This window comes from Actinomadura vinacea, assembly GCF_039532545.1.
GTDB classification, from domain to species: Bacteria; Actinomycetota; Actinomycetes; order Streptosporangiales; family Streptosporangiaceae; genus Spirillospora; species Spirillospora vinacea.
Genome location: NZ_BAAARW010000024.1, coordinates 266442 through 289913, shown reverse-complemented (window position 1 = coordinate 289913; position 23472 = coordinate 266442). Strand labels below are relative to the sequence as shown.

At 68.4% G+C, this 23472-nt stretch carries 29 protein-coding genes; 10 read left to right on the top strand and 19 right to left on the bottom strand.

What is annotated here, in order from left to right:
* On the bottom strand, positions 1 to 321 hold the full coding sequence (locus tag ABD340_RS32770; RefSeq protein WP_344594347.1) for a DUF4158 domain-containing protein: 321 nt from the start codon (positions 319 to 321) through the stop codon (positions 1 to 3).
* Positions 322 to 828: 507 nt separating this feature from the next.
* Here ABD340_RS32770 and ABD340_RS32765 point away from each other — a divergent pair.
* From ABD340_RS32765 to ABD340_RS32755, 3 genes are all read left to right on the top strand, one after another.
* Entirely contained in the window at positions 829 to 2115 is a 1287-nt protein-coding gene (locus ABD340_RS32765; protein ID WP_344594261.1) for a coiled-coil domain-containing protein, read from the top strand.
* A 387-nt stretch (positions 2116 to 2502) separates the two neighbouring features.
* Positions 2503 to 2685: a MerR family transcriptional regulator gene (locus ABD340_RS32760; protein WP_344594260.1), complete on the top strand. Its 183-nt coding sequence runs from the start codon at positions 2503 to 2505 to the stop codon at positions 2683 to 2685.
* Positions 2686 to 3194: 509 nt separating this feature from the next.
* Positions 3195 to 4184: a BtrH N-terminal domain-containing protein gene (locus tag ABD340_RS32755; RefSeq protein WP_344594258.1), complete on the top strand. Its 990-nt coding sequence runs from the start codon at positions 3195 to 3197 to the stop codon at positions 4182 to 4184.
* Positions 4185 to 4333: 149 nt separating this feature from the next.
* Here the strand turns inward: ABD340_RS32755 and ABD340_RS32750 are convergent, their stop codons facing one another.
* The 4 genes from ABD340_RS32750 to ABD340_RS48160 form a co-directional block, all read right to left on the bottom strand.
* Positions 4334 to 4630 carry a hypothetical protein gene (locus ABD340_RS32750; RefSeq protein WP_344594257.1) on the bottom strand — a complete coding sequence of 99 codons (297 nt, stop codon included), beginning with the start codon at positions 4628 to 4630 and terminating at the stop codon, positions 4334 to 4336.
* Positions 4618 to 4839, bottom strand: a complete 222-nt coding sequence (locus tag ABD340_RS32745) for a hypothetical protein (RefSeq protein ID WP_344594256.1) — start codon at positions 4837 to 4839, stop codon at positions 4618 to 4620. The genes ABD340_RS32750 and ABD340_RS32745 overlap by 13 nt, the downstream gene beginning before the upstream one ends.
* A 130-nt stretch (positions 4840 to 4969) precedes the next feature.
* A complete protein-coding gene (locus ABD340_RS32740; protein ID WP_344594254.1) occupies positions 4970 to 5203 on the bottom strand; it encodes a hypothetical protein in 234 nt (77 codons plus the stop codon).
* Positions 5137 to 5385, bottom strand: a complete 249-nt coding sequence (locus ABD340_RS48160) for a recombinase family protein (protein ID WP_425547494.1) — start codon at positions 5383 to 5385, stop codon at positions 5137 to 5139. Before ABD340_RS48160 ends, ABD340_RS32740 begins: the two co-directional genes overlap by 67 nt.
* 28 nt (positions 5386 to 5413) lie before the next feature.
* Between ABD340_RS48160 and ABD340_RS32735 the strand changes: the two genes are divergently transcribed.
* On the top strand, positions 5414 to 6433 hold the full coding sequence (locus tag ABD340_RS32735; protein ID WP_344594253.1) for a Tn3 family transposase: 1020 nt from the start codon (positions 5414 to 5416) through the stop codon (positions 6431 to 6433).
* A complete protein-coding gene (locus ABD340_RS32730) occupies positions 6430 to 7182 on the top strand; it encodes a Tn3 family transposase (RefSeq protein ID WP_344594252.1) in 753 nt (250 codons plus the stop codon). Before ABD340_RS32735 ends, ABD340_RS32730 begins: the two co-directional genes overlap by 4 nt.
* Before the next feature lie 81 nt (positions 7183 to 7263).
* Here ABD340_RS32730 and ABD340_RS32725 read toward each other — a convergent pair whose 3' ends face one another.
* From ABD340_RS32725 to ABD340_RS32710, 4 genes are all read right to left on the bottom strand, one after another.
* Complete coding sequence (locus ABD340_RS32725; protein WP_344594250.1) at positions 7264 to 7773, bottom strand: hypothetical protein; 510 nt, start codon at positions 7771 to 7773, stop codon at positions 7264 to 7266.
* A 114-nt stretch (positions 7774 to 7887) separates the two neighbouring features.
* Positions 7888 to 8481, bottom strand: coding sequence for a recombinase family protein (locus ABD340_RS32720; protein WP_344594248.1), 594 nt, complete (start codon positions 8479 to 8481; stop codon positions 7888 to 7890).
* 372 nt (positions 8482 to 8853) lie between these two features.
* Positions 8854 to 9423: a 3'-5' exonuclease gene (locus ABD340_RS32715; RefSeq protein WP_344594247.1), complete on the bottom strand. Its 570-nt coding sequence runs from the start codon at positions 9421 to 9423 to the stop codon at positions 8854 to 8856.
* Positions 9424 to 9494: 71 nt separating this feature from the next.
* On the bottom strand, positions 9495 to 9989 hold the full coding sequence (locus ABD340_RS32710) for a MarR family winged helix-turn-helix transcriptional regulator (RefSeq protein WP_344594246.1): 495 nt from the start codon (positions 9987 to 9989) through the stop codon (positions 9495 to 9497).
* A 160-nt stretch (positions 9990 to 10149) separates the two neighbouring features.
* Here ABD340_RS32710 and ABD340_RS32705 point away from each other — a divergent pair, with 160 nt between their 5' ends.
* The 4 genes from ABD340_RS32705 (at position 10150) to ABD340_RS32690 (ending at position 12822) form a co-directional block, all read left to right on the top strand.
* Positions 10150 to 10446, top strand: a complete 297-nt coding sequence (locus tag ABD340_RS32705) for a DUF1330 domain-containing protein (protein ID WP_344594245.1) — start codon at positions 10150 to 10152, stop codon at positions 10444 to 10446.
* 480 nt (positions 10447 to 10926) lie between these two features.
* Complete coding sequence (locus ABD340_RS32700) at positions 10927 to 11739, top strand: tyrosine-type recombinase/integrase (protein WP_344594243.1); 813 nt, start codon at positions 10927 to 10929, stop codon at positions 11737 to 11739.
* A gap of 199 nt (positions 11740 to 11938) precedes the next feature.
* The gene (locus tag ABD340_RS32695; protein WP_344594346.1) at positions 11939 to 12412 is read left to right on the top strand and encodes an SDR family oxidoreductase; all 474 of its coding nucleotides are present in this window, start codon (positions 11939 to 11941) and stop codon (positions 12410 to 12412) included.
* Positions 12409 to 12822 carry a Rossmann-fold NAD(P)-binding domain-containing protein gene (locus ABD340_RS32690; protein ID WP_344594242.1) on the top strand — a complete coding sequence of 138 codons (414 nt, stop codon included), beginning with the start codon at positions 12409 to 12411 and terminating at the stop codon, positions 12820 to 12822. Before ABD340_RS32695 ends, ABD340_RS32690 begins: the two co-directional genes overlap by 4 nt.
* Positions 12823 to 13132: 310 nt before the next feature.
* Here the strand turns inward: ABD340_RS32690 and ABD340_RS32685 are convergent, their stop codons facing one another.
* On the bottom strand, positions 13133 to 14086 hold the full coding sequence (locus ABD340_RS32685) for a GlxA family transcriptional regulator (RefSeq protein ID WP_344594241.1): 954 nt from the start codon (positions 14084 to 14086) through the stop codon (positions 13133 to 13135).
* A 71-nt stretch (positions 14087 to 14157) separates the two neighbouring features.
* On the opposite strand from ABD340_RS32685, the gene ABD340_RS32680 reads away from it, so the two are divergent.
* Complete coding sequence (locus ABD340_RS32680) at positions 14158 to 14985, top strand: alpha/beta fold hydrolase (protein ID WP_344594240.1); 828 nt, start codon at positions 14158 to 14160, stop codon at positions 14983 to 14985.
* Positions 14986 to 15192: 207 nt separating this feature from the next.
* Here the strand turns inward: ABD340_RS32680 and ABD340_RS32675 are convergent, their stop codons facing one another.
* From ABD340_RS32675 to ABD340_RS32635, 9 genes are all read right to left on the bottom strand, one after another.
* Positions 15193 to 15990, bottom strand: coding sequence for a carbon-nitrogen hydrolase family protein (locus ABD340_RS32675; protein ID WP_344594238.1), 798 nt, complete (start codon positions 15988 to 15990; stop codon positions 15193 to 15195).
* A gap of 17 nt (positions 15991 to 16007) precedes the next feature.
* Positions 16008 to 16655: an RraA family protein gene (locus ABD340_RS32670; RefSeq protein WP_344594237.1), complete on the bottom strand. Its 648-nt coding sequence runs from the start codon at positions 16653 to 16655 to the stop codon at positions 16008 to 16010.
* 25 nt (positions 16656 to 16680) lie between these two features.
* Positions 16681 to 17472 (bottom strand): ABC transporter permease, encoded by a 792-nt coding sequence (locus tag ABD340_RS32665; protein WP_344594235.1) that lies wholly within the window; start codon positions 17470 to 17472, stop codon positions 16681 to 16683.
* A gap of 12 nt (positions 17473 to 17484) precedes the next feature.
* Complete coding sequence (locus tag ABD340_RS32660; RefSeq protein WP_344594234.1) at positions 17485 to 18345, bottom strand: ABC transporter permease; 861 nt, start codon at positions 18343 to 18345, stop codon at positions 17485 to 17487.
* Positions 18342 to 19394, bottom strand: coding sequence for an ABC transporter ATP-binding protein (locus ABD340_RS32655; RefSeq protein ID WP_344594232.1), 1053 nt, complete (start codon positions 19392 to 19394; stop codon positions 18342 to 18344). The genes ABD340_RS32660 and ABD340_RS32655 overlap by 4 nt, the downstream gene beginning before the upstream one ends.
* A 9-nt stretch (positions 19395 to 19403) precedes the next feature.
* Positions 19404 to 20474: an ABC transporter substrate-binding protein gene (locus ABD340_RS32650; RefSeq protein ID WP_344594230.1), complete on the bottom strand. Its 1071-nt coding sequence runs from the start codon at positions 20472 to 20474 to the stop codon at positions 19404 to 19406.
* Positions 20475 to 20508: 34 nt separating this feature from the next.
* On the bottom strand, positions 20509 to 21165 hold the full coding sequence (locus tag ABD340_RS32645; protein ID WP_344594228.1) for a GntR family transcriptional regulator: 657 nt from the start codon (positions 21163 to 21165) through the stop codon (positions 20509 to 20511).
* 183 nt (positions 21166 to 21348) lie between these two features.
* Positions 21349 to 22449: a winged helix DNA-binding domain-containing protein gene (locus ABD340_RS32640; protein WP_344594226.1), complete on the bottom strand. Its 1101-nt coding sequence runs from the start codon at positions 22447 to 22449 to the stop codon at positions 21349 to 21351.
* A gap of 510 nt (positions 22450 to 22959) precedes the next feature.
* Positions 22960 to 23439 carry a DUF3995 domain-containing protein gene (locus ABD340_RS32635; RefSeq protein WP_344594224.1) on the bottom strand — a complete coding sequence of 160 codons (480 nt, stop codon included), beginning with the start codon at positions 23437 to 23439 and terminating at the stop codon, positions 22960 to 22962.
* Positions 23440 to 23472 lie beyond the last annotated feature (33 nt).

Below are 23472 nucleotides of genomic sequence, written 5' to 3'. Positions count from 1 at the left end.
CTAGCTCATCGCTACTTTGGGGCTGGGGCCACCTTCGGGAGCGGAGGGCCCCCACGCCGCGAACTCGCCGTCGATGTCGGCGAAGTCCTTCCACCCGTACGCCCTGCGGATCTCCTGCTGATGATCGAACGGCGTCGGTCCCCGCTCGATATACCGCTTCACCTGGGAGGGATCCTCAACCCCCAACTGGCCGGCCACGAACTCCAGCACCGCCCCCGGCACATCAAGGGGGTCCTCCAGGAACGTCCCGAGCCAGCGCACCGTCACCATCTGGAGCGCGAACCCGAGCCTCATGTGCTCGCCGCGCCGCTGCCCGACCAGCGCACGTCCTCGTCATCGAGGAAGAACACACGCTGCAAGTCCGCCTGCGGGCCCCGCGAACCGCCCGTACGCCGCCGCCTCATCATCGGTCAAGAACTCCACCGGCATAGCCCGCAAAGTAGAACCAACCAGCAGATCATCTACTCACAGCGACCAAACCGTTACAAGAACCCCACCCATCTGACGCCAGCCGCATCAGAACGGCCAGGCACGACAAGAGGCGCCCGGCAGGGCTCCTTAACGTGACCGGCCGTTCGGTTGCTGCTCAAGCCCCGCTTCACCGCTGGCACCTGCTCCACGACCACCCGCTGTTCCACTACTTGTCGCCTATCTGGCGCTCAACACATCGATCACGCGAGCTGGCCGTGCCGAGCCCGGCATACGACCTTCGCGGGAGAGCCATCCAGGGAACTACATGATAATGGCGATTGTCATGTAGTAAAGTTTCACGGCAATGAAACCGCGTAACTCGTTTCACGTTTCACGTGAAGTCGATACAGTCACTGTGTGAACAACGACGCCGAGACTGCATCCGCGCCTGCGCCGACGACGGCCAGCAAACCGGCGGCGGTGTGCGAGTGGTGTCAGCAGCCGCTCCCTCCGCCCCGCAACCCCCGCCACGGCGGTCGGCCGCAGCGCTACCACCAGGCCGGCGAAGGCCCCGACGGGCAGCACTGCAAGGCGCTCGCGGACGCCGCCCGCAAGTCGGCCACCGCCGCGGCCGCCGCCGAACCCCTGGCCGGACTCCGTGCCTTCACCGAACGCGCGGCCGCCGAACGTGCCGCGTTCGCCGAGCTGCTCGGCCGCAACATCACCGCCCTGCACGACTTCGCCGCGCTCGAGCGGGAAGGCGCAGACCGTCTCCGTGAGGTCGTCGACGCGGTCACCGCGCGCAACACCGAACTCGAGCGCCAGGCCACCGCCGCCCGCGCCGGCGCCACCGAGGCCCAGGCCGAGCGAGAGAAGGCCGAAGAGCAAGCGCGAGACGCGCTCGACGCCCGCACCAACGCTGAGCGCGAACGCGACCAGGCCCGCTCCAACGCCGTGGCCGCCGACACCCGCGCTCGGCTCGCCGAGGAACTCGCCCAGACCCACCAACTGGCCCGAAAGCAGGCCGAAAAAGAGATCCAGCAGGCCGGGGAAAGCCGAGACGAAGCACGCGCCGAACGCGATACCGCCCGCGCCGAACACGCCGCCACCGGGCGGCAACTACAACAGGCCCGGGAGGAGTTGGAGCGTGTACGCGCGCTCTTGGACGAAGAACGCCGCCAGCGGCAATCCCTCACCGAGGAGGCCAACCGAGCCGACGCCCTGGCCCAGGAGAACGCGAACCGCGCCGAACACGCCGAACAGGAGGTCGCCGCAGTCCGCGCCGAACTCACCGACGCCCAGGCCGACACCGACGCCACCCGCACAGAACTCCAAGCCGCCCGAACCGAGCTGGTCGCCGAACGCGCCGCGCGTCAGGCTGAACAGGCGGCCCTGATCCGGGACCGTGACGCCGCTCGCGACGCCGCCGACGCCCAACGCGAACGTGCCGCACTCGCCCAGCAACGCGCCGAAGCCGCCCAGGCCTTGCCTTCTGCCGCAGAACTGCCCGCAGTCACCAATATCGGTCCAGGTGACGGCGTCCGAATCGGCGACAGCGCCGCCGTCCTCGTCGACGAGGGTGGACTGGTGCTGGAGCACCTACCCGCACCCGTTCCGCTTGAGACGGCCTTGCAGGTCGCCCACGCCATCATCGCCCTCCATGCACACCGGGCCCGTTCCGTCGATCCCACGGAGCGGCGGTGACGTCTCCAGCCTCGGCGGGAAGACCTCCGCCACCGCCAGATCCGTTCCAATCCCTCGTCGCGGGCCTGTACGGCCACTGCACGAAGGCGGAGAAGGAGGCCAGCTACAAGTCCCGAAGTCTCGGATGTGACGGCCAGGGCGCGGCCATCGCTTCACAGCTGTCGCGTACGCCGTTGTTCGGGCGTGAACAGTTGAGGAACAGGAAATCCGGGTGAGATCGATCATGGTCGGCCAGCTCACCGGGCTGCGCTACCAGTTCAACATCCACGACAGCGGGCAGGGCCTGCTCCTGCTGCGCGATCCGGACGCCCAAGCGATGACGACGGCGAAGAGGAGCAGGGCGGCAGCGTTGGACTCTCCCACCGGGGGAGAGTCCACCATGATGGCGTGCTTCTCACCATCGGGCGATTCGCCCGCCTGTGCCTGCAGCTACGGCACTACGACGAATCGGGGCCATTGGCTTCGGTCCGCATGGACGCCGGTTCCGACTACCGCTATTACGCGCTTGAACAGGCACGTGATGCCCTCACATCGCCCCGGGCCGCGAGATGGATCTTCCTCTGCCTGTGATAGCCCAGGCGGTGGCCGCCGAGCCTGAGTCCAGGACGCAGATCCCGCGCGCGGAGCGGGACCGGCTGGTCGAGCGAAGCAGCCGGGGGACCGGGCACGGTTGGACAAGGTTGATCGGCCTGCCCGGCTATGGGGTGACGATAAGCAAAGAGCCGGAGCGACGGCTGGCAGTGGTGCGAGCGGTCTGTACCCGTGAGGAGATCGAGGAGAAGAACAAGGAGTGCGTAGGCCGGCCACCGCCCGTGCTCGGCAAGGCGGGAATCACATGGGAGGCGCCGCTGTACCCGCTGGATCTGGACGAGCGGACGGAGATCGCTGGGGGAGTGTGGACGCCGCAGGGGAAAGGGCCGACCTGCTGGCAGACCCGTTGCCGAGACCACGCCCATCGGGCCCTATGCCCAACTGCCCTTGGCCTACAACGCTCTTCGCCGCCATCCACGAGCGCGGGCCGGCAGAAGCACCGCAAGAAGAACTGATGTCCCGGCTGATCCCGTCCAGGAAGGCATGGCATGACCACGGTAATAGACATTGATGCCCGCGGAACCCAGCACTGCGAGACGACGGCGCTGGGGGTGCTGCTGCGGCACCAGGGACTCGATCTGTCCGAGCCCATGCTCTTCGGCCTCGGTGCCGGTCTGTCCTTCATCTACTGGGATAGCAAGAACATGGACTTCCCCTTCCTCGGGGGACGGGTCAAACCTTTCGAACTCACCAGAAACCTGGCCACCAGACTCGGGCTGGAGCTCCTGGTCCAGGAGACCACCTCCCCCCGCAGGGCATGGGAGAACGTGGTGGCCCCCATCGACGCCGGCCGCCCCGTCGGACTGCAGCTCGACAGCTACCACCTGGACTACTTCGGGTCGAAGGTGCACTTCGGCGGTCATGTCGTCGCCATGTACGGCTACGACGACCACGACGCCTACCTGGTGGACACCGACCAGCAAGGCGGAACGGTATCCACCAGCCTGATCAGCCTCGCCCAGGCCAGGGCCGCACGCGGCCCGATGACCGCCAATCACCGGTCCTTCACCCTCAGGGCTCCGAGAAACCCGCCCTCCCCACAGGGCCAGATCATTCCCGCCATCGCCGCCTGCGCCGACGCCTTCCTCAACCCGCCCATCGCCAACCTCGGCCACCGAGGCATCGAGAAGGCCGGCAAGCTGGTACGCACTTGGTTCCAGCGGGCCGACAACCCGCAGCGGGACCTACCGCAGGCTGCCCTCCTGATGGAGAAGGCAGGCACCGGCGGCGCGCTGTTCCGTAACCTCTACCGCGACTTCCTCGCCGAATGCATCCAACAGCTCGACAGCAGCCACCTGCGCACCGGCCACGGACTGTACACCGAGGCGGCCACCCAATGGACGGAAGTCGCAGCACTGATCACAAAAGCCGGTGAATCAGGCAATGCGCATTGCCTCGCACAGGCAGGCGCCATCCTCTGCGATCTTTCACGCATAGAGCGCGAGGCCATGCAGGCGCTGAACCGCCTGGGAAGTTAAAGCACAAACACGATCCAGCCCTGGGTTTCAAAAACCTCCGTTTTCTTAAGATCGTCCTGCGGGCCGCGTGAACCCACAGGTCCTTCAAACCTGGGGCATTCAACACCGGGTGTCGGTAAGACTCGTGCAGCCAGGTACAGGCATTTGAGTTAACCCAGGTCAGCAGGGGTGTCCGAGGCCTTGTGGCTGGCCGCGAACGTGTGCGACGAGGAGCGGCAGAACGGCCGGGTCGAGAGGCGCTGTTGGTTCACCTGCGGGAGAAGAAAGCCCGCTCCCGACCGGATCCGCCGCATCATCGGCTCTGCGATCAACAAGCCTGAGAAGGCGCAGACCGCGTCGATCTCCAGCCGGGAACCGCAGGAGGCGGGGCGGCCCGGATGCTTGGGCCGATCGCCCAGAGCTCGGCCCCGGGCGCCGGGGAGGATCGCGACGATCAGGACCTGCACTGTTCGACGCGGCGGAGGTGACCGGCGTCGATTTGTCCGCGGGTGATCCGTGAGGAGCCCGGAAACGTCAGTGTGAAGACGATCCAGGGGGAGGTGTTCAAGCTGGCGCGATCAAGGCGGTCGGCCTGCCGGAGGGACTGGTCGCGGACGTGGCCTGCCAGGGACTGCGGCTCGCCGAGCGCACCGAGCCCTGCGACGTCCAGCTTCACCCGGCCGCTGTCGGTCGCCTCGGTGCTGACCTTCGCGGCCGCCCCCGCCTCCGCGAGGCGTTCGGCCAGCAGCTTCCAGCCCGCGTCCAGGGCCCTGCGCTCGCGTAGCTACGGCGAAGGGACAACTAGCTCAGGGTGACAGTGGCTGGTGGATCTCTTCCGCCTGGAGGGCGGCGAAGTCGGTGCGGGCCTGGGCGACTGCTTCGGGGTACGCCTGGGCTCGCTCATGCTCGGCGAGTGCCCGGTAGATGCTGGCCACGCCCGGGTTCTGGCCCTTGCGCTTGCCAGTGGGGATGATCAGGTCCGGGCGGATCTGTTCGACGGACTCGCCGTTCGCCCTGCGGCGGAGCACGGTGTGCAGCATGTCGCCGGTGATGACGGGGGGCGACCGCCGTGCTTGCCCTTGCGGGCGGCGGAGTCGAGTCCTTCGAGCGTGGCTTCGCGGATGCTCTCACGCTCGGTCTCGGCCATGGCGGCGAAGAAGCCGAAGAGTATCCGCCCGGGACCGCTGGGCTTGTAGATGCCAGGTAGCGGGCCCGCCAGCATCTCCAGGACTAGGCCGTTCCAGCCGGTCATGGACGCCTTGGCGCTGCTGGACCGCTATGCCGACTCCGACGCCGAACACTACGACAAGGCCGAGACGGTGCCGCTGGAGCACGTGGTGCCCGACGACTGGCGAGAGGCGGTCCTGGATCCCGACACCGGCCTGGTCGAGCGGATCCCGTACGAGCTGTGCGTGCTGGTCGCGCTGCGCAAGGCGATCCGGCGGCGGGAGATCTGGGTGGTGGGCGGCAACCGGTGGCGTAACCCCGAGGACGACCTGCCCGGCAACTTCACCGAAAACCGCGACGTGCACTACGAGGCCCTGAAGAAGCCCCGCGACCCCGCCGAGTTCATCGCCGACCTGCAAGAACGCCACATCGCCGCGCTGAACAAGCTGAACAAGGCGGTCAAGAAAGGTACGACGGGCGGCGTGAAGATCACCCGCCGCAAAGGCGAACCGTGGATCAGCGTCCCGCCGCTGGCCCGCCAACCTGAGCCGGCGAACCTGAAGCGGCTGAAGGAGGAGATCTCCCGTCGCTGGGGCGTCATCGACCTGCTCAACGTCATCAAGGACGTCGACCACGTCACCGGCTTCACCGCCGACTTCACCTCGGTCGCCTCCCGCACCGTCACCGACGAAGCCACGCTGCGCCGCAGGCTGCTGTTGTGCCTGTACGGGCTGGGCACCAACGTCGGGATCAAACGGGTCGCCGACGGGGTCGCGGCCGCCGCGGTCGATCTGGCGCTGGCCGACACCGAGGCCGCGCTTCGGCGCACCCGCCGGTTGTTCATCAACCGCGACAACCTGCGGGACGCGATCCGCACCGTGGTCAACAAGACCCTCGCCGCCCGCGACACCACCCTGTGGGGCCCGGGAACCTCGTGCGCGTCGGACTCACGCAAGTTCGGATCGTGGTCGGCCAACCACATGACCGAGTGGCACCAAAGATACGGAGGGCCCGGGATCATGGTGTACTGGCACGTCGAACGAAGTCGGTCTGCATCTATTCGTAGGTCACAAGTACGACGGCGTCCGAGGTCGCCTCGATGATCGAGGGTCTGCTCCGCCACCTCACCTCGGCGGAGATCGATCGGCAGTACACCGATACCCATGGCGCCTCGATCGTGGGGTTCGCGTTCGCGCACCTGCTGAACTTCAACCTGCTGCCCAGGTTGAAGAACATCGGGTCGGCCCGGCTGTACCGGCCCGGCGTCGGCGAGGACGAGGCGTGGCCGGCCCTGGACGAGGTGCTGTCGAACAAGACGATCGACTGGGACCTGATCGCCAACAACTACGACCAGATGGTCAAGTACGCCACCGCGCTGCGGCTCAAGACCGCCGAGGCGCACCAGATGCTGCGGCGCTTCACCCGCGGCGGCCCCAAGCACCCCACTAACCAGGCCATCGAGGAGCTCGGGCACGCCATAAGGACGATCTTCATCTGTGACTATCTCGCGGATGAGGAGCTCAGAAGGGAGATCCACGAGGGCCTGAACGCGGTGGAGAACTGGAACAGCGCGAACAAGGACATCTTCTACGGCAAGGCCGGCGACCTGACCGGCGACGACCGCGAGCACGTCGAGGTGTCCGCCCTGGCCCTCCACCTGATCCAGGCCACGATCGCCTACCTCAACACCCACCTGGTCCAGATCATCCTGCGTGACGACCCCAAGCTGCGCGCCCGCCTCACCCCCGAGGATCTGCGCGGACTGTCGGCACTGTTTCGGACCCACCTGAACCTGTACGGCCGCCTGGAACTCGACATGACCAACCACCTCGACAACCGCGGCGCGGCATAACGCTCTCGACTCGGCCTGGCCGCCTGAAGATCTATCGAGTCCCACTGCGGCGCATGTCCCGGGGGGCGGGCCGTTAACAGCTCAGGCGCCCTGCCAGTGCGGAGTATGCGATTCGATGGCCTCCGGCAGGCCAATCCGTCCGTTCAACAGAACGAGCGGCGTAATCTCGGCCTCCTCATAGAAGCGCATGTACCCGACGAAGAACGGGATATCGCCGACGTTGGCGTTGACTGAATGCGGGCCAAGCCAGTCCAACAGCGCCCTGAGCTGGTAGAAGCTGTCGGGATGGAATTCCTGGCGTACCGTCAGTGACCAGCCATCCGGTTTCTGCCGCCGCACCAACTCAACGACAAGTGCGCCCCCTATCTTCCAGCCGACACCGCGCTGATCGAACACGGGCGCTGGCTCGTCGGTATCCCACTCGCAATCGGGGTCGTTGGGATCACCTAGGGGGCGGGTGCCCAGGAAATTGTCAGTGCCCATCGTCAGCCGCTCGGGTTGTGGTCCTTGACCCACATGCCACAGCAGCTCGGCAAGCTCATCGTCAGTGACGTCGGCACGAATGTCCATCGCCAGCACGACCTCGTACATATCTCCCACCGGGCACACTTTACCGAGCCGGACCGCCACCACACCGACGGGTGGTGACATGCCGGGCCACCGCCGGGGGCATGCTGGAACCGCTTGGAGAACACGACCGCACTGTCAGGTCGTCGGCTTTCCCGTGGGTGTGGTGGTCCCAAGATGCCGGTAGATGGTGGGCCGTGTGACGCCGAACTGCTCGGCGATCTGCTGGACGGTGTAGCGGCGTTTGCCGCCGGGGCCGACTTCGTCATACATCTGCCGGGCCAGCGTGACCTGCCGGGGGCCGAGCTTCGGCTTCTGGCCGCCGGTACGCCCGCGGGCACGTGCGGCCTCCAGCCCGTCAAGCGTCCGCTCGGACATCAGCGCGTGTTCGAACTCGGCGATGGCACCGAGGATCTGGAAGAACATGCGGCCGATGGCGGTGGAAGTGTCGATGCCCTGGTCGAGTACCACCAAGTCCACACCGCGCTCGTGCAGCTCCTTCGACAAGGTGATGAGGTGTTCCAGGGAGCGGCCGAGCCGGTCGAGTTTGGTGACGACGAGTTGATCGCCGTCGCGGGCGACCAGCAGAGCCTTGTTCAGCTCTGGGCGGCTGGCCAGCTTGCCGGAGGCCTTGTCGATGAAGACATGCTCACAGCCGGCTGCCGTTAGGGCGTCGTGCTGGGCTTCGGGGTGCTGGTCGCGGGTGGAGACCCGGGCGTAGCCGATCCGCATGGCCCGCGAGCGTAACGCGAAGGTCCGACAGTGTGACGTAGGCGCGTACACGGGAAGCGTTACAAACCTGTCCTGCGGAAATGCTCGGCGCCGAGTGGTGTCTCGCGAACGATCATTACCGGACAGCGCGAGTGCCAGGCCTGCCGCCCTCAGAGCAAGATCCTTCCTGCTCCGGACCAGAGGGGTCGGCATCGCGAAGCGCCTGCACGCCGGAGCCGGGCTCACGTTCCGTCGCAGCTGATGCCGATCGACAGTACCGTCACCACCAGTCACCAGAACTACGCAGAGCTACTTTTCATCTGGTCGCACGGACCCGAGCGGAGGGCCCGGAACCTCGAAGGTCCCGGGGCGCGCCGAGCAGCCTGCGAGCGGCTACCCGACTGGTGCGACCAGCTGCTGCAGAACCGGGCAGGCCGCCTCAGCATCCCCGCGGGCGCGGTGGCCACCGCCCAGCGGGAGCCACCGGCCGATCCGCAGCCACGTCGATTGCGCCTCCATGAGGCAGCCCCACCGGCCGAGCGCGGGAAGTTGTGCGGCGTCCTGGCCCGCGTGAGCGTGGGTCGCGGCGATCCGCGCCGAGTCGAAGGCGGCGTTGTAGGCCAGGAGCCGCCGATCGCCGACGGCGGCGAGGAAGCCGGGGAGCACCTGCTCCCAGCTGGGAGCAGCGGCGAGGGAATCGTCGTCGATGCCGTGGACGGCCCGCGCGCCCTCCTCCACCAGGACGCCACCGGGGTTGACCAGGGTGTCCAGCAGCACCTCCCCGGTTGCGGCGTCCAGGACGGCGAGCTCGACGACGACGCCGTCCAGTCCGGTGGTCTCGACGTCGACCACGACCGCGGCGCCGGGCTCCAGGTCGGCCCGGGCCTGGCGGATGACGTCACCGACCGCAGTGGACAGGGTGATGCGGTCGCTGTGCTGAGACGCGCCATGGTGAGCGGCCAACGCCGCGGCGACCTCGGCCTTGGTCGGGTGCCCGTCGCTGCGCTGCTCACGACCCGTCGCCTTGAGGGCTTCTAGCCCTGGTCGCCCAGGGACAGCAGGAGTTTGCGCAGTAGCTTGGCGAGTACGGCCTGTTCGTCGGGCGTGAGGCCGTCGATCAGGGCCAGTTCGGTGGCGACGTGGCCGTCGATGAGGTCGTTGGCGATACGGCGGCCCTGGTCGGTGAGGGCGGTGCGCACGAGCCGTCGGTTCTCGGGATCGGTCGCGCGGGTGACCAGGCCCTTGACGACCAGCCGGTCGATGCGGTTGGTGAGCGCGGCGGGCGAGATCATCGCGGCCCCGGCCAGGTCGGACATGCGCAGGGTGCTGCTGTCTCCCGCGCGCAGCAGCGTGCTGAGCAGGTCGTACTCCCATGTTTCCAGGCCGTGCGCCTCGAAGTACTCCTTGATGCCCTGGTCGAGCAGCCGCGCAGCGCGGAAGACCCGCACCACCACGCCGATCGGCGTGGTGTCCAGGTCGGGGCGGAGGGCGCCCCACCGTTCGATGATCCCGTCGACGGCGTCGTTCATACGGCGAGCCTACCATTCATTTCGACATCGAAGTGTTTGACATCGATGCGATCTCGGGCATAACGTCCATGACATCGAACAGTTTCACATCGAAGTGTTCGTGATGGAAATTTTGGGAGGTCGTGGGCATCCCCCGCGGCCCCGCACCAAGGAGCACGCCATGCACTACGTCCTCTTCGTCAGGACCGACGCCACCCCCGACGCCGAGCTTGGCCGCTACCTCGCCGGCGTCGGTGCCACCCTCGCCGAACACGACGGTCAGCTCCTGGCGTTCGGCGCGCCCGCGCGACTCGAAGGACCGGTGGAGTACACCAAGATGGCGCTCGTCGCCTTCCCCTCCGAGCAGGCCGCGCGCGGCTGGTACGCCTCCGACGGCTACCAGGAGCTGGCAGACTGGCGCGTCCAGGTCATGGGCCACCCCGTCGACGTCAACCTGCTGGCCGGGCTCACGGCCTGACCGGCGTGGGCCGCCCGGCCCACGGGCCGGGCGGCCCACACGGTGATCAACGCCTTCAACCAGCTCGATATCGCCTCGGTGTGGGGTGACGGCAAGACCGTCGCGGAGAGTGCTCGGTTTTGCGTGTTCTCGGAAGTCGCGGCGGCAGTCTACTTCTGAGAATGCGTCATTCTCAGCGTTGTTCGGGAGTTCGTAGCGGCGGGTGCGTTCGCGTAGGGGGCCGCCGTCGTACCTGGGAGAGACCGGGCGGATAGGTGACCGACGAAGGCGGCATTGGGTATCAGGTCGGCCAGTTGCTCGTCGACCTCCGGTCGGCTGGGTTTGGCGTACTGACAGGTGCGGTTCGGACCCCGCTGTGGCTGTGACACAGAATGGGAATTACCTGTCACACAATGCCCTCCAGCTGTGTCCGCCCAGGTCGCCGCTCGCCGTGGCGGGGGCGACTCGGCAACGTTATCTGTCACATCGATCCTCTGGGAGGTGCTCGTGCCGGTCGTCGCGTTCCCCGGCTCGTCCGGCCCGGCTTCCCCGTCCGGTGACTCGGCCACCGTCGCCGGGGCGGTCGAGAAGTTCATCGACTCGTTGCAGGCGGCCACCACCCGCGCCGGCTATGCCGCCCCCCTGGCCCGCCTGGTCGACGTCACCGGGCCGCACCACCCGGTCGCCGCGCTGGAGCCCGAGCACTACGCCGCGGTGATGGAGCGCTGGAGTTCGGCGTCGGCGGCGACGTGGAACCGGCACCTGTCGGCGCTGGTGTCCTTCACCGCCTGGGCCAACCGGCAGGAGCTGCTGGCCACCAACCCCGCCCGGCGCCTGGAGCGCCGCAAGACCAGCCGCCGCGGCGACCGCGTCATCCCCCGGGCCCGGCTGGAGGCGTTGTTCGCCGACAACTCCCACGCCCTGCGCGAGCGGGTGCTGTGGTGCATGCTGTATGAGACCGCCGCCCGGGCCGAGGAGATCCTGTCGCTGAACGTCGAGGACCTGGACCTCAAATTCTGCCGGGGCCGGGTGGTCTCCAAGGGCGGCGCGATCGAGTACGTGCACTGGGCCACCGGCGCCGCCCGCCTGCTGCCTCGCCTCCTGCAGGGCCGCACGTCCGGGCCGGTGTTCCTGGCCGACCGGCGCGCCCCCACCTCAGGGCGCCGCGCGCCAGCGGCCGCCGACGTCTGCCTGGTCACCGGCCGGGCCGCCTGTCGTATCCGCGCGCCGAGTACCTGTTCAAGACCGCCTCCGCCGCACTCGACCCGCACGGGGTCGGGTGGACGCTGCACCAGCTGCGCCACTCCGCGCTGACCCACCTGGCGGCCGCCGGACGGTCCGCCACCGAGTTGCAGGCCAAGTCCCGCCACGCCCACCTGGGCAGCCTCGGGCACTACGTGCGCCTGGGGGAGGAGACCTCCGCCCGCATCACCGCCGAACACGACCCCGCCGCACTCGCTGAGCGGGCACACCCCGACCTCGTCACGCCTCACCCGGCGCGCACCCCGCTGACCTGCGGCTTGCCCCTTTCGGGCTTGCTTGGTCTGCCCCCCTTCGGCTGCTGGCCGGGCGTGGCGTGCCGCTGCGGGCGATGACCGGCGACCCCGCCCGTTCGCCGTCGGTCGAGACGGATGTGGAGGTGGCGGGGGCCGATTTCGAGGCTCCGGAGACGCTGCGTGACGCCGTGGCCGGCGTGGAGGGTGTATTCCTGCTCACCGCGCCGGGGGCGTGGGTTCCCGAGCACGACCTGGCGATGATCAGCGCCGCCCGCGTTGGCGGGGTGCGCAAAGTGGTGAAACTGTCGGCCGTCGGAGGCCGTTCTTCGACCGACGACGGGGGCACCATGCCGGCGGACTGGCACGCGCCAGGAGAACGAGCCCTGGCCGACTGCGGGTTGGCCTGGGCGGCGTGCGGCCGTCTTCGTTCGCTTCCAATGCGCTGCGCTGGGCGGACGCGATCCGAGCCGGACAGCCGGTGCCGAACATGACCGGGAACGGCACGCAAGGTGTCGTCGACCCCCGCGACGTGGCCGAGGTGGCAGTGGAGGCCCTTCTTGGCGCCGAACATGACGGCATGGCTCTGACACTGACTGGGCCTGACCTGGTCAGCGTTCCCGGCCAGGTCGCTTTACTGTCCGAGGTGCTCACCCGCCCGATCAGTACCGTCGAGGTTCCGCTGGAGGCGGCGCGGAAGCAGATGCTCGCCAGCGGGCTGGATCCCTCCGTGGTCGACGTCGCTGTCCGCGGATCCCAGCTGGTCCGCGACGGCGGCAACGCCGTCGTGACCAACGACGTCCACCGCGTCCTCAGCCGCCCAGCTCGCCCCTTCCGCACCTGGGCCCTGGATCATCGCGGTGTGTTTCTCGACACGGAGGAGACCGCGCGGGCGGCGAGGTAGGCGCTCCAGTCGTGTTGGGCGTTGGTGCCCGAACACCAGGCACTGCTCGACGCAATCACCTGCCGGGATCTCAGGCGATGGCCAGGCGACCGACAGGTCCTTCCCCGCCTATACAGAACACCTCGACTTGTCTGACGCTACCTTCGCCTGCCCTGGCCACGTTCTGCCGGCTGGACGAGCTCGGCCGCGCCGTGGGCCGGCCGATGTGCTTCTTGCCCGGCAGCATCCGGCCTTCGGACTCCGCGTAGTTGCTCGGAGCTTCAGCGGCGGGAATGGCGGCGAGCCTGCCACATGTGCTGGGCCTTCTTGCCTACCGGGTTTCGCTGAAGGTCCGTCGGTAGGCGCCGGGTGTGGTGCCGAGGTGCGCCCGGAAGCGGCGGCGCAGGTTGACCGCCGAGGCGAGTCCGACCCGGGTGGCGATGGCTTCCACCGGAAGGTCGGTCTGCTCCAGCAGTACCCGTGCCGCGTCGAGGCGCTGGCCGAGCAGCCACTGTCCCGGGCTGGTGCCGAGCTGTTCGGTGAACTGCCGGGCGAGAGTTCGGCTCGACAGCCCGGCGCGTTCGGCGAGCCGGCCGACGGTCAGTCGGGTGTCGAGCTGGGAGGAGGCCCACTCCAGCAGTGGCGCCAATGACTCGTCCGCCCTGGCCGGGGCGGGCTGTGTAACGTATTGGAGTTGGCTGCCCTCCCGGTGTGGCGGCAGCACCATGTTCCGGGCGATCTGGGCGGCGTATGCCGCGCCGTGGTCGGAACGTACGAGGTGCAGGCACAGGTCGATGCCCGCACCTGTTCCGGCGCTGGTCGCCACGTCGCCGTGGTCCACGTAGAGCACGTCCGGGTCTACCCGCACCTCGGGAAAGGCGGCGGCGAGTTGGGCGGCCTGGCGCCAATGGGTGGTGGCGCGGCGGCCGTCGAGCAGTCCGGCCTGAGCGAGGACGAACGCCCCCGTGCAGATGGCGACGATCCTCGCCCCGCGCCGATGGGCAGCCCGCAGTGCTTCGGTGACGGTCGGCGGCACCGGTGCGCCGGCCGGCTGCCAGCCGGGGACGATCACGGTGTCCGCCTCCCGCAGGGCCGTCAGCCCCGCGTCGACGAGCATCGCGTAGCCGACGGTGGTCTGCAGAGGGCCGGGGCGCTCGGCGCAGATGCGGAAGTCGTAGTGGGCCGGCACGTCCTGCCGGACGGTGCCGAAGACCTCGGCGGCACAGGCGAGTTCGAAGGGGGACTGGGGTGGGTTGAGCAGGGCCACCACCCGGTGACGGTTCATGGCAGGAATATACCCATGAATGTCTTTTTGGACTCTCGGCCGGGAGGTGGGCCCCAGGACACAGTGGTCCCATGAGTGAAACCACTGAAACGGGCGTGCTGAGGACCTCAGTCCAAGTCGACGGCGAAACGGCCAGCTACCTGACCGCAGAGCAGGACGGCCCGGCCGTGTTGCTGCTGCACGGAACGTATTGGAGCCGTGTGTGGCTTCCGGTGGTGGGCCGCCTCGCGGAGGCGGGGCTGCGGCCCCTTGCGGTCGATCTCCCTGGGCTGGGTCGCTCGGGAGGCGAACTCACCCTGGAAACGGCCACGGTCCCGGCTCTTGCGGATTGGGTGGTGCGATTCGCGTCAGCGCTGAAGATCTCCGGGCCGATCGCCGTGGCAGGCCATGACATCGGCGGCGCCGTCGCCCAGCATCTCCTCGCCCACGATCGGCTGGAGGTGTCCCGGCTGGCCTTGGTCAACTCCGTCCTCTACGACTCCTGGCCAGCGCCCCACGTGGCCCGGTTCCGGGACCCGGGGGCCGCCGCCGATGAACTTCTCGTCGCCCGCCGACAGGCCGTGACAGCGGCGCTGGCCGGTGCCGCCACCGAGCAGCGGATCGCTGACTATCTGGATCCGTGGACCGATCCGCGGGTCCGCCGCTCGTGGCTGGCCATGGCGGCCGCCGCCGAAAGCCGCTACACCCTCGAGCTCGTTCCCGCGCTGCAGCGGTCCACGACGCCTAAGCTGCTGATCTGGGGCGAGGACGACGGCTTCGAGAAGGTGGAGTACGCCGAGAAGTTCGCCCTGGAGATCCCGCAAACCACGCTCATACGTATCCCGGAAGCGGACCACATCCCCACGGAGAACGCCCCCGGCCAGATCGCCCGCGCCCTCATCGATTTCTTCACGGCGTAGAGGGTTTGCAGCGCCGGGGTGCGCAAGCTGGGCGAGAGCGCCAAGCCGCCGGCCAACGGGCGGGTCCGGATCGGCGGCAACACCAAGACCTTCACCGCGACCGTGGTGCTGCAACCGGTGGCCGAGGGCAAGATCGGGTGGACGACCCGGCGGATGCCTACCTGCCCGAGTTCGGCCTTGGCCGGCGGATCACGGTGCGGATTCTTCTCAGGACGCGGAGACGCTGAACCGCCGGTTGGCCAGGCTCGGGTTCTTGGCGCACACCTGGTCGACGCGGTCGGCGGACACGACGCCGGAAGCGATGCCCGGTGCCTCTCCCGCCGACGCGACGATCACCCCCATCGGGTCGATGATCATGCTTTGCCCGGTGCAGCGCGGCCCGGTCTGGCCGGACACGACCAGATAGGAGGTGTTCTCGATGGCGCGGGCGCGGGCCAGCGTGGTCCAGTGGTCCTCCTTGGACGGGCCGACCGCCCACGCCGCGGGCACGACGATCGCGTTGGCGCCGGCGTCGACCAGCAATCTGGCCATCTCGGGGAACCTCAGGTCGTAGCAGGTCATGACGCCGAACGTGAGGCCGCCGAGCTCGAAGGTGAGCGGCGCGAAGTCGGCGGGCCTGATGCGGTCGGACTCCCGGTAGCCGAAGGCGTCGTACAGGTGCACCTTGCGGTACACGCCGACCAGCTCGCCGCGGGCGTCGGCCGCGATCACGGTGTTGGACGCCCGATGGTCGTCCTGGAGCCGCTCGGTCATGCCTGCGACGACGGCGATGCCCAGCCGCTTGGCGGCCTCGCGGACGCCGGTGACGAACGGGCCGTCCAGCGTCTCCACCGCGCCGGAGATGTCCGCGTTCGGGTCGGGGTTGGAGTACATGGCGTTCTCCGGCACCACGACCAGTTCGAGCCCGTCGGCGGCGGCCCGCTCGATCAGCTCGGTCGCGGTGGCGAGGTTGGCCTGCTTGTCCGTGGTGGCGCCGAACTGCGCGACGCCGATCCTGATGCTCATCAACGACTCCAATCGAATCAGGCGTAGTGCTTGGCCGCGCCGGAGATCTCCGAGATCCGCCCGCCCGCGGCGATCAGCTCGCGGGCCGGGATCTCGGCGTCCTCCTTCTTCTTGAGCAGCGCGGCCACCTCCCGCGCTTCGCCCGGATCGATGATCGCGATCCCGTCGGAGTCGGCGAACACCACGTCACCCGGCCTGACCACCACGCCGCCGACCGAGACCGGCACGTTGATGGCGCCCTCGATGCCGGCGATCCTGGTGGTGAGGGCGGCGACGCCGCGCGAATAGGCGGGGAAGCCGTACCCGGACATCTCCTCGATGTCGTTGATCTGGCCGTCGATGACCGCGCCGACGGCGCCCCTGGTCTTGGCCGTGAACGACACCAGCCCGCCGAAGCAGGACCGCTGCTCGTCGCCGCTCTGCTCGACAACGAGGACGTCGCCCGGGCGCAGATCGTCCACGGCCACGTGGACGGCGGTGGAGTCCAGGTGCGGCAGCCGTACCGTCACGGCGGTGCCGACGAACTTGAGCGGCCGGACGTTGGGCGTCAGCCCGCGGGGGAACCCGTGATCACGCAGGTGGCCCAGGGTCGAGGTGCAGACCTGGCTCAGTGCCTCGACGATCCGGGGATCGATCGAGGGCGCGGAAGGATGGCGGATGAACATGCAGAACCGCTCCAGATAGGTGTTTCTAGCGAAGGACCTTCTTCAGACCGGCGACGCGTTCGATGACCACCACGAACACGATGCTGATGGCGATCAGGACGACGGACAGGGCCGCGATCTGGGGGTCGGTCCGTTCCTCCACGTAGTGGAAGATCTCGACGGGCAGGGTGGTGGCCTGAGGGCCGACGACGAAGAGCGAGATCACCGCCTCGTCGAAGGAGATCAGGAAGGCGATCACGCCGCCGGCCAGGACGCCGGGCGCGATGAGGGGCAGCGTCACCCGGCGGAAGGTGTGCCAGGGCGATGCCCCGAGTGTGCGCGCGGCCTCCACGCACGACCTGTTCATGGTCATCAGGCTCATCGAGGTGGTCCTGATCACGTACGGGACGGTGATGGCCAGATGCGCCACGATCAGCCCGCCGTACGTCCCGGTGATCCGCATGGGCTCGAGCACCAGCAGCAGCGCCAGGCCGAGCACGATGGCGGGAACCATGAGCGGGGAGAGGAAGAAAGCCGACAGCGCCCCGCGGAAGCGGAACTCGTGCCAGGTCAGCGCCACGGCGGCGGGCACCCCGATCAGCAGCGCGAGCAGCGCCACGCCTGCGGCGACGACCGCGCTGACCTGGAAACCGTGGATGAACTCCGCGTTCTGCGCCAGGCGCACGTACCACTGCAGGCTGAACCCCTGCGGCGGGAAGGCCATCGTCGCCTGGGTGTCGACGGAGATGAGCACCACGATGAGGATCGGGGCGAGCAGGAACAGGTACAGCAGCGTCACGAGGATCCGGGTCGGCCAGCCTCTGAGTTTCGATGTCACTGTCGGACCTCCCTACTGCGCCTCGATGCGCCGAAGAGCCCTCTGGTAGAGGACGATGACGATGGCGAAGAGCCCGAGCAGGATGAAGGCGATGGCGGCGGCGAACGGCCAGTTGAGCGTCTCCGTCGCCTGGTCGTAGATCTCCGTGGCGAGATAGAAGACCTTGCCGCCGCCCACCAGCCTGGGCGTGACGAACGAGCTGATGGTCAGGACGAACACCAGCAGCGCCCCGGTGAGCACGCCGGGCATGCTCAGCGGCCACACCACGCGCCAGAAGGTGCGCCACCGGTTGGCGCCCAGGCTCTGCGCCGCGTGCTCCAGTTCGGGGTTGAACCGGCCGAAGCCCGCCAGCAGGGCCAGGATCATGTACGGCATCATGATCTCGACGAGCGCCACGTAGACGCCGATCCTGTTGTTGATCAGCGCCACCGGCCCGTCGGTCAGCCCGGTCGCCAGCAGGGCCTGGTTGACCACGCCCTGGTTGCCCAGCAGCACCAGCCAGCCGTACGTCCGCACGACGGAGCTGGTCAGCAGCGGCGCCACGGCGAGCGCGATCAGCACGCCCTTGAACCTGGACTCGGTGCGCACCAGGAACAGCGCGATCGGATACGACACCACGATCGTCATCGCCGTGACGCCGAGCCCGAGGAGCGTGGTCTCCCAGGCCATGTCCCAGTAGTAGGAGTCGCCCACGAACTGCTGGTAGGAGTCGGAGGTGAACGTCTCCTCGATCAGCCCCGAGGAGTCTCCCCGGTTGAAGCTCATCCGCAGCAGCCACAGCAGCGGCAGCAGGAACGACACGGCCATGCCGATGAGGCCGGGCACGGTCAGGCCCAGCACCGTCATCCGGTGCGAGCGGGTCGCCCGGGTCATTTCAGCACCAGGGCGTCCTCGGCCTGCCAGGACAGCCGCACGCGTGCGCCCCGCTCCAGCCTGCCGTCTCTGCCGGCCACGGACTGGACCGACACCGTGGTGTCGCCGACCCGCACGCCGTACTCGATGGAGTCGCCGACGTACACGACCGTTTCGACCGTGCCCTGCGCGTCGTCGGCCGCCGCGCTCGCGCGCAGCCGGTGCGGCCGGACCAGCACGGTCGCCGCACCCGGCCTGCCGTGGTCGTCGATCGCGCGCATCGGGCCGAGCCCGGCCACCTCGAGTTCGGCCACGCCGCCGGTGGTGCGCTTGATCTCGGCCTCGAACAGGTTGGCGCGGCCGATGAAGCCGGCCACGAACCTGTTGGCCGGGTGCTCGTAGATCTCCTCCGGCGTGCCGACCTGCTCGACCACGCCGTCCGACATGACCACGATCCGGTCGGACACGGCCAGCGCCTCGTCCTGGTCGTGGGTGACGAACACGGTGGTGATGCCGAGCTTGCGCTGGATGGCGCGGATCTCGTCGCGCATCGTGTCGCGCAGCTTGGCGTCCAGGTTCGACAGCGGCTCGTCGAGCAGCAGCACGGCCGGTTTGACGACCAGCGCCCTGGCCAGGGCGACCCGCTGCTGCTGGCCGCCGGAGAGCTGCTTGATGCGGCGGCTCTTCAGGTGGCCGAGCCTGACCAGGTCGAGCGCCTCCTCGACCCGCCGTCTGGCCTCCGGCTTGGACACGCGACGCATCTCCAGGCCGAAGGCCACGTTGCGTTCGACGTCGAGGTGCGGGAACAGGGCGTAGTTCTGGAAGACCAGTCCCATGCCGCGCTGGTGCACCGGGGTCCTGGTCAGCTCGGTTCCGTCCAGGTGGATCTGCCCGGAGGTCGGCTCGATGAGGCCGGCGATCATCCGCAGGGTGGTGGTCTTCCCGCACCCGGACGGACCGAGCAGGGAGACGAACTCGCCCTTGTCGATGTCCATCGTGAAGTCGGCCACGCTGGGTCGATCAGTGCCCTGGTACGTCTTGACGAGGTCGGTGAGCTGGAGGAATGCCATGCCGTCCCCTCAGCTCGCCAGAATCTGGCGGCGCCAGAGCTGCGTCCAGTCGTCGCGGTTGGCCGCCACCTGCGCCCAGTCGACGTCGAGGATCTTCGCGGACTTCTTCGGGTCGAGCGCCGTGCGGGCGAGCGCCTTGCCGCTCGGTTCGGCCTTGGTGTTGGTGGGCGCGTAGTACATCGTGTCGGTGAAGGAGACCTGCGCCTCCGGGCTGAGCGCGTAGTTGACGAACGTCTGCGCGGCGGCCGGCGAGGACGAGTCCTTCACCAGGTTGATGGTGTTGGTCTGGAAGATCGTTTCCTCTTCCGGGATGGCGACCTTCATCTTGCCCTGGCTCTGGTCCTGGTAGTACTGGCCGCGCGCGTTCCAGCCGATGGCCAGCGCGGCCTTGTTCGACTGCACGAGGGTGTACGCGTCGGGTTGCGGATCCCAGGTCTGCACGTTCGGCGCGAGCTGCTTCAGCCGGGCCACGCCCGCGGCCACCGACTTGGTGTAGTCGCCGCCGGCCTTCTGGTTCTCGACCAGCATGAGCGCGGTGCCCTGGATGTCGGGCTGGGCGGGGACGACGACCTTCCCCTTGTACTTGGGGTCCCACAGGCTCTCCCACTTGGTGGGCGCGGGGCTGACCGAGTCGTTGTAGATCAGCACGAGGCTGTCGAACGTGAGGGCGGGGCCGAAGTTGCCCGCGACCTTGCCGCGCGGTTCTATGTCGGCCATGTTGGGCACTTTGGCGGGATCGAGCGCCGCGAAGAGCCCTGACTTGTTGGCGGTGCCCGAGGTGGAGATGTCCATGATGGACACGTCGCTGTCGGGGTTTTTCCTGGCGGCGCGGAGCGAGGCCAGGTTCTCCGCCGAGTTGGCGGAGCCGACGTACTTCACCTGGATCTTCGGATATTTCTTCTTGAACGGCTCGATGACGGCCTTCTGGAAGTTGTCCTCGAACACTCCCGAATAACCCTTGACCGTGATGGTTCCCGAGTCCGCCGAGTCGTTGGCGTTGGTGGCGGTACCTTTTGCGCATCCTGCGACCGTTACCAGGGCAAGAGCGAGCATGCCCCCGGCCAACGAGGTCTTTCTCATGGTATTTCCTAGCGAGGGGGGATCGGCGATGGCGTTAGGTGATGGTGTCGAGTTTCTGTAGTTCCATCTGCCGGGCATACGACGTGTCGATGTGCTCGCTGACCAGCACGGCCGCCTTCTCCGAATCGCGCTCGACGAGAGCGGCCTTCACGGCCCGGTGACCCTCGTTGACGGTCTCCATGCCGAGCCTGCTGTGCGCCAAATACCAGATCCGCAGGGATCCGCAGTTCAGCTTGTTCACCGACTCGGCCAGGAACCGGTTGTCCGTCGACTTGGCGATCTCCAGGTGGAACTCGTGGTCGTACTCCACTGCCTCGTACGGGTGGCCCGCGGCGATCTCCTCGTCGATGCGGTCGCAAATCCAGTCGAGCCGATCGAGCCGCGCCGATGTGACCCGCCGTGCGGCCAGACGCGCCACCGGCTCCTCCAGGAGGTGGCGTGCCTCGTACAACCTGGACAGGTCTCCGAGCTTGATTCCGCGCACATAGGGGGTGCGGTGCGGCGGGTAGGTGATGAACTGCTCGTCGGCCAGCCGCTTGAGCGCCTCCCTTGTGGGGGTGCGCCCGAAGCCGTAGTGGGTCAGCAACATCGCGTCGTCCAACGGCGCGTCTTCGGCGAGGTCGCCTACGACGATCGCGCGCCGGAGCGCGTGATACGCCTGCTCGGTCTTGGTACGTCCGGGGGAGGTCATGGAGTGTCGTATACCTTCGATATATTTGAGGTACATCGAAAATATGAGACTGTTGTGATGATGGTCAAGGGGTCGTCGTGCTTCTTTTACGCGACGGCCACCTGCGCACCCCTGTTAGGTCTCAGGGGATCTGGCCGAACCGGCGCCGACCGCGTGAACGGGGGCGGCCCGCGGGTGTGTCGTTCAGCGGGGGGACGCATCGATCTGTACGCGGTGGCTGTCGTTGTCGGAGAGGAACGACGCCAGCGCCCGTCCCTGCTCGGCCACGTTGGCGCGGTCGGCTCGGGAGAAGCGGCGCAACGGGGTGACGATCACGGTGTCGGCCTTGACGCTCCAGGTCGCGGCGACCCGGCCGTCGACCAGGACGACCCGAGCACCGGCGACGGACAGGCCGCGGTGCGCGTCGTCGACGATCCTGCCGCGGTCGTGGTAACCGAGCAGCGCGTTGTCGAACGCCGGCAGGAACCGCACCGGGGCGGGGGTGTCGGGGTCGGGGCGCGGCGCATCGGGGAGGTCCAGCAGTTCCCGGCCTCGTTCGTCGCGGAAGGTGATCAGCTCCTCGCGTATCGCGGCCACCGCGGCCGGTAGGCCGGCGAGGCCGCACCAGGCCCGCAGGTCGGCCGAGGAGGCGGGCCCGAACGCGGCCAGATAGCGCCGCACCAGAACCTCACCGACCGGATCGGAGCCCTCCGGAGCCGGCGGTGCGATCTCGCGCCCCAACCAGGAGGAGAGCATGACGTTGCGCACCCCCGCCCTCGTGCGCCACAGTCCGCGCGGTGGCAGCTGCACCGTCGGGATGAGGGCGGCGATCAGCATTTCGCCCAGCGCCCGATGTCCCGGCGTCGGCCACCGCTCGGCCAGCGCCCGCGCCAGTTCCGCCATCGAGCGGGGCTCGCCGTCGGCCATGACCGCCCGGCCTGCCGCCGCAAGCTCGTCGAGGTCCACCCCGGCGAGTTCGCGGCGGTAGGTCCCGAGCACCCGTTGGCGCAGCATGATGTCGTGGCGGGCCCGCCAGGACAGGACGTCGTCGGCGGTGAGCAGGTGGACGGTGCGGCGCATCAGGTGGGTCCGCACCACGCTCCGCCGGATCAGCAGGTCCGAGAGCACCGCCGGGTCGAACGTGCGCAGCCGCGACCAGAGCCCGACGAACGGTTCCTGCGGCTCCTGCGCCTGCAGGCCGCACAGGTGCGCGACGGCGTCGAGGGCCGGCAGGTCGGCGTGATCGAGCAGCAACTGCCGGGCGAGCGTCGCGCGGTTGAGCGCCCGGGTGTCGAGAACGGTCATCGGCGCTCGCCCGCCCCGGCCGGATACCGCCCCAGTTCTCGCATCTTCACGGTACGCCGTTCCCTTCGGTTTCATGCAGGACTCGGGAGCCAGCGGGGTTCGGTGGGTGACGCCGCTCAGGACGATGGCCCGATTCTGCGAGCCCGTCACCGCTCCGGTTGATTGCTGCCTGTCGGGCGTCCCGCGCAGGATGTCGGAAGTCGGCCTGGCGGTGGATCGCCCGGCCGTTGAACCTCGCGTGCGGTGCCGGCCGCGAGGTCGGCCCGGGTGACACCAGTCGGGCAGGTTGTGCCGCATCACGGACAGGCCCTCGACCACGATCGGTGTTGAGGGCTGAGGGGCCACCGTGTTCGGGCCGATCGGGTTGTCGTTGCCTGGCACGCGGCAACAGTGCCAGGAGAAGCGGCCAGGGAGTGACCGCTTCTCCGGTCGATAAGACGTCGCCTCTAGTGAGCTCTACAGGCCGTTCCCTGCCCGCACCGTGACGGGCGCCCGGGGAAGGGTGGCAGTTCAGGTTGTTCCGGCCTCATGCGGCGATCGCTGCCTGAAGTACCAGGCGGTGGCGGTCCAGAGCGTGCCCCAGGTGAGGAAGAAGGGGGACCAGAGCATAAGGTCCCAGCGGGCCAGGTGACGGACGAGGTCGGCGTGTTCGGCCGGCGGTGGGTTCAGGCCCGTGAGGACGAGCGTGTCACCGAGGAAGCCGAACCCGACCGGGCCGATGGAGCGCAGAATCATCGCGATTCCGAGGATCCGGCAGGTGGCGAGGAGGAGCCGGCGTGGCAGGCGCCGGCCCCAGGGCCGGACGGTGGCGAGCGCGATCAGCACGCCGATGATGGAAGCGGCGAACAGGATCCAGTGGCCGGCGACGAAGAGCGGGTCGCGATCCAGCAACCGCTCGCGAAGGTCTGGGCGCAAGGGGTCTTTGTCGGCGAGGGCGTTGGCGCCGAGGGCTTGGGCGAGTTTCATCAGCCCGTACGCCGCGGTGCACACGCACGTCCCGTAGGCGGGCCAGCCCATGCGGCT

Excerpts from the sequence above, each read along its gene's own strand:
- ABD340_RS32685 (WP_344594241.1), bottom strand. The coding sequence starts at position 14,086 with ATGAACCGTCACCGGGTGGTGGCCCTGCTCAACCCACCCCAGTCCCCC.
- ABD340_RS48160 (WP_425547494.1), bottom strand. The coding sequence starts at position 5,385 with ATGCTGGCGGGCCCGCTACCTGGCATCTACAAGCCCAGCGGTCCCGGG.
- ABD340_RS32705 (WP_344594245.1), top strand. The coding sequence starts at position 10,150 with ATGCACTACGTCCTCTTCGTCAGGACCGACGCCACCCCCGACGCCGAG.
- ABD340_RS32675 (WP_344594238.1), bottom strand. The coding sequence starts at position 15,990 with ATGAGCATCAGGATCGGCGTCGCGCAGTTCGGCGCCACCACGGACAAG.
- ABD340_RS32650 (WP_344594230.1), bottom strand. The coding sequence starts at position 20,474 with ATGAGAAAGACCTCGTTGGCCGGGGGCATGCTCGCTCTTGCCCTGGTA.
- ABD340_RS32740 (WP_344594254.1), bottom strand. The coding sequence starts at position 5,203 with ATGCTGCACACCGTGCTCCGCCGCAGGGCGAACGGCGAGTCCGTCGAA.
- ABD340_RS32640 (WP_344594226.1), bottom strand. The coding sequence starts at position 22,449 with ATGACCGTTCTCGACACCCGGGCGCTCAACCGCGCGACGCTCGCCCGG.
- ABD340_RS32680 (WP_344594240.1), top strand. The coding sequence starts at position 14,158 with ATGAGTGAAACCACTGAAACGGGCGTGCTGAGGACCTCAGTCCAAGTC.
- ABD340_RS32655 (WP_344594232.1), bottom strand. The coding sequence starts at position 19,394 with ATGGCATTCCTCCAGCTCACCGACCTCGTCAAGACGTACCAGGGCACT.
- ABD340_RS32725 (WP_344594250.1), bottom strand. The coding sequence starts at position 7,773 with ATGTACGAGGTCGTGCTGGCGATGGACATTCGTGCCGACGTCACTGAC.
- ABD340_RS32755 (WP_344594258.1), top strand. The coding sequence starts at position 3,195 with ATGACCACGGTAATAGACATTGATGCCCGCGGAACCCAGCACTGCGAG.
- ABD340_RS32660 (WP_344594234.1), bottom strand. The coding sequence starts at position 18,345 with ATGACCCGGGCGACCCGCTCGCACCGGATGACGGTGCTGGGCCTGACC.
- ABD340_RS32730 (WP_344594252.1), top strand. The coding sequence starts at position 6,430 with ATGATCGAGGGTCTGCTCCGCCACCTCACCTCGGCGGAGATCGATCGG.
- ABD340_RS32670 (WP_344594237.1), bottom strand. The coding sequence starts at position 16,655 with ATGTTCATCCGCCATCCTTCCGCGCCCTCGATCGATCCCCGGATCGTC.
- ABD340_RS32720 (WP_344594248.1), bottom strand. The coding sequence starts at position 8,481 with ATGCGGATCGGCTACGCCCGGGTCTCCACCCGCGACCAGCACCCCGAA.
- ABD340_RS32710 (WP_344594246.1), bottom strand. The coding sequence starts at position 9,989 with ATGAACGACGCCGTCGACGGGATCATCGAACGGTGGGGCGCCCTCCGC.
- ABD340_RS32690 (WP_344594242.1), top strand. The coding sequence starts at position 12,409 with ATGACCGGGAACGGCACGCAAGGTGTCGTCGACCCCCGCGACGTGGCC.
- ABD340_RS32735 (WP_344594253.1), top strand. The coding sequence starts at position 5,414 with ATGGACGCCTTGGCGCTGCTGGACCGCTATGCCGACTCCGACGCCGAA.
- ABD340_RS32645 (WP_344594228.1), bottom strand. The coding sequence starts at position 21,165 with ATGACCTCCCCCGGACGTACCAAGACCGAGCAGGCGTATCACGCGCTC.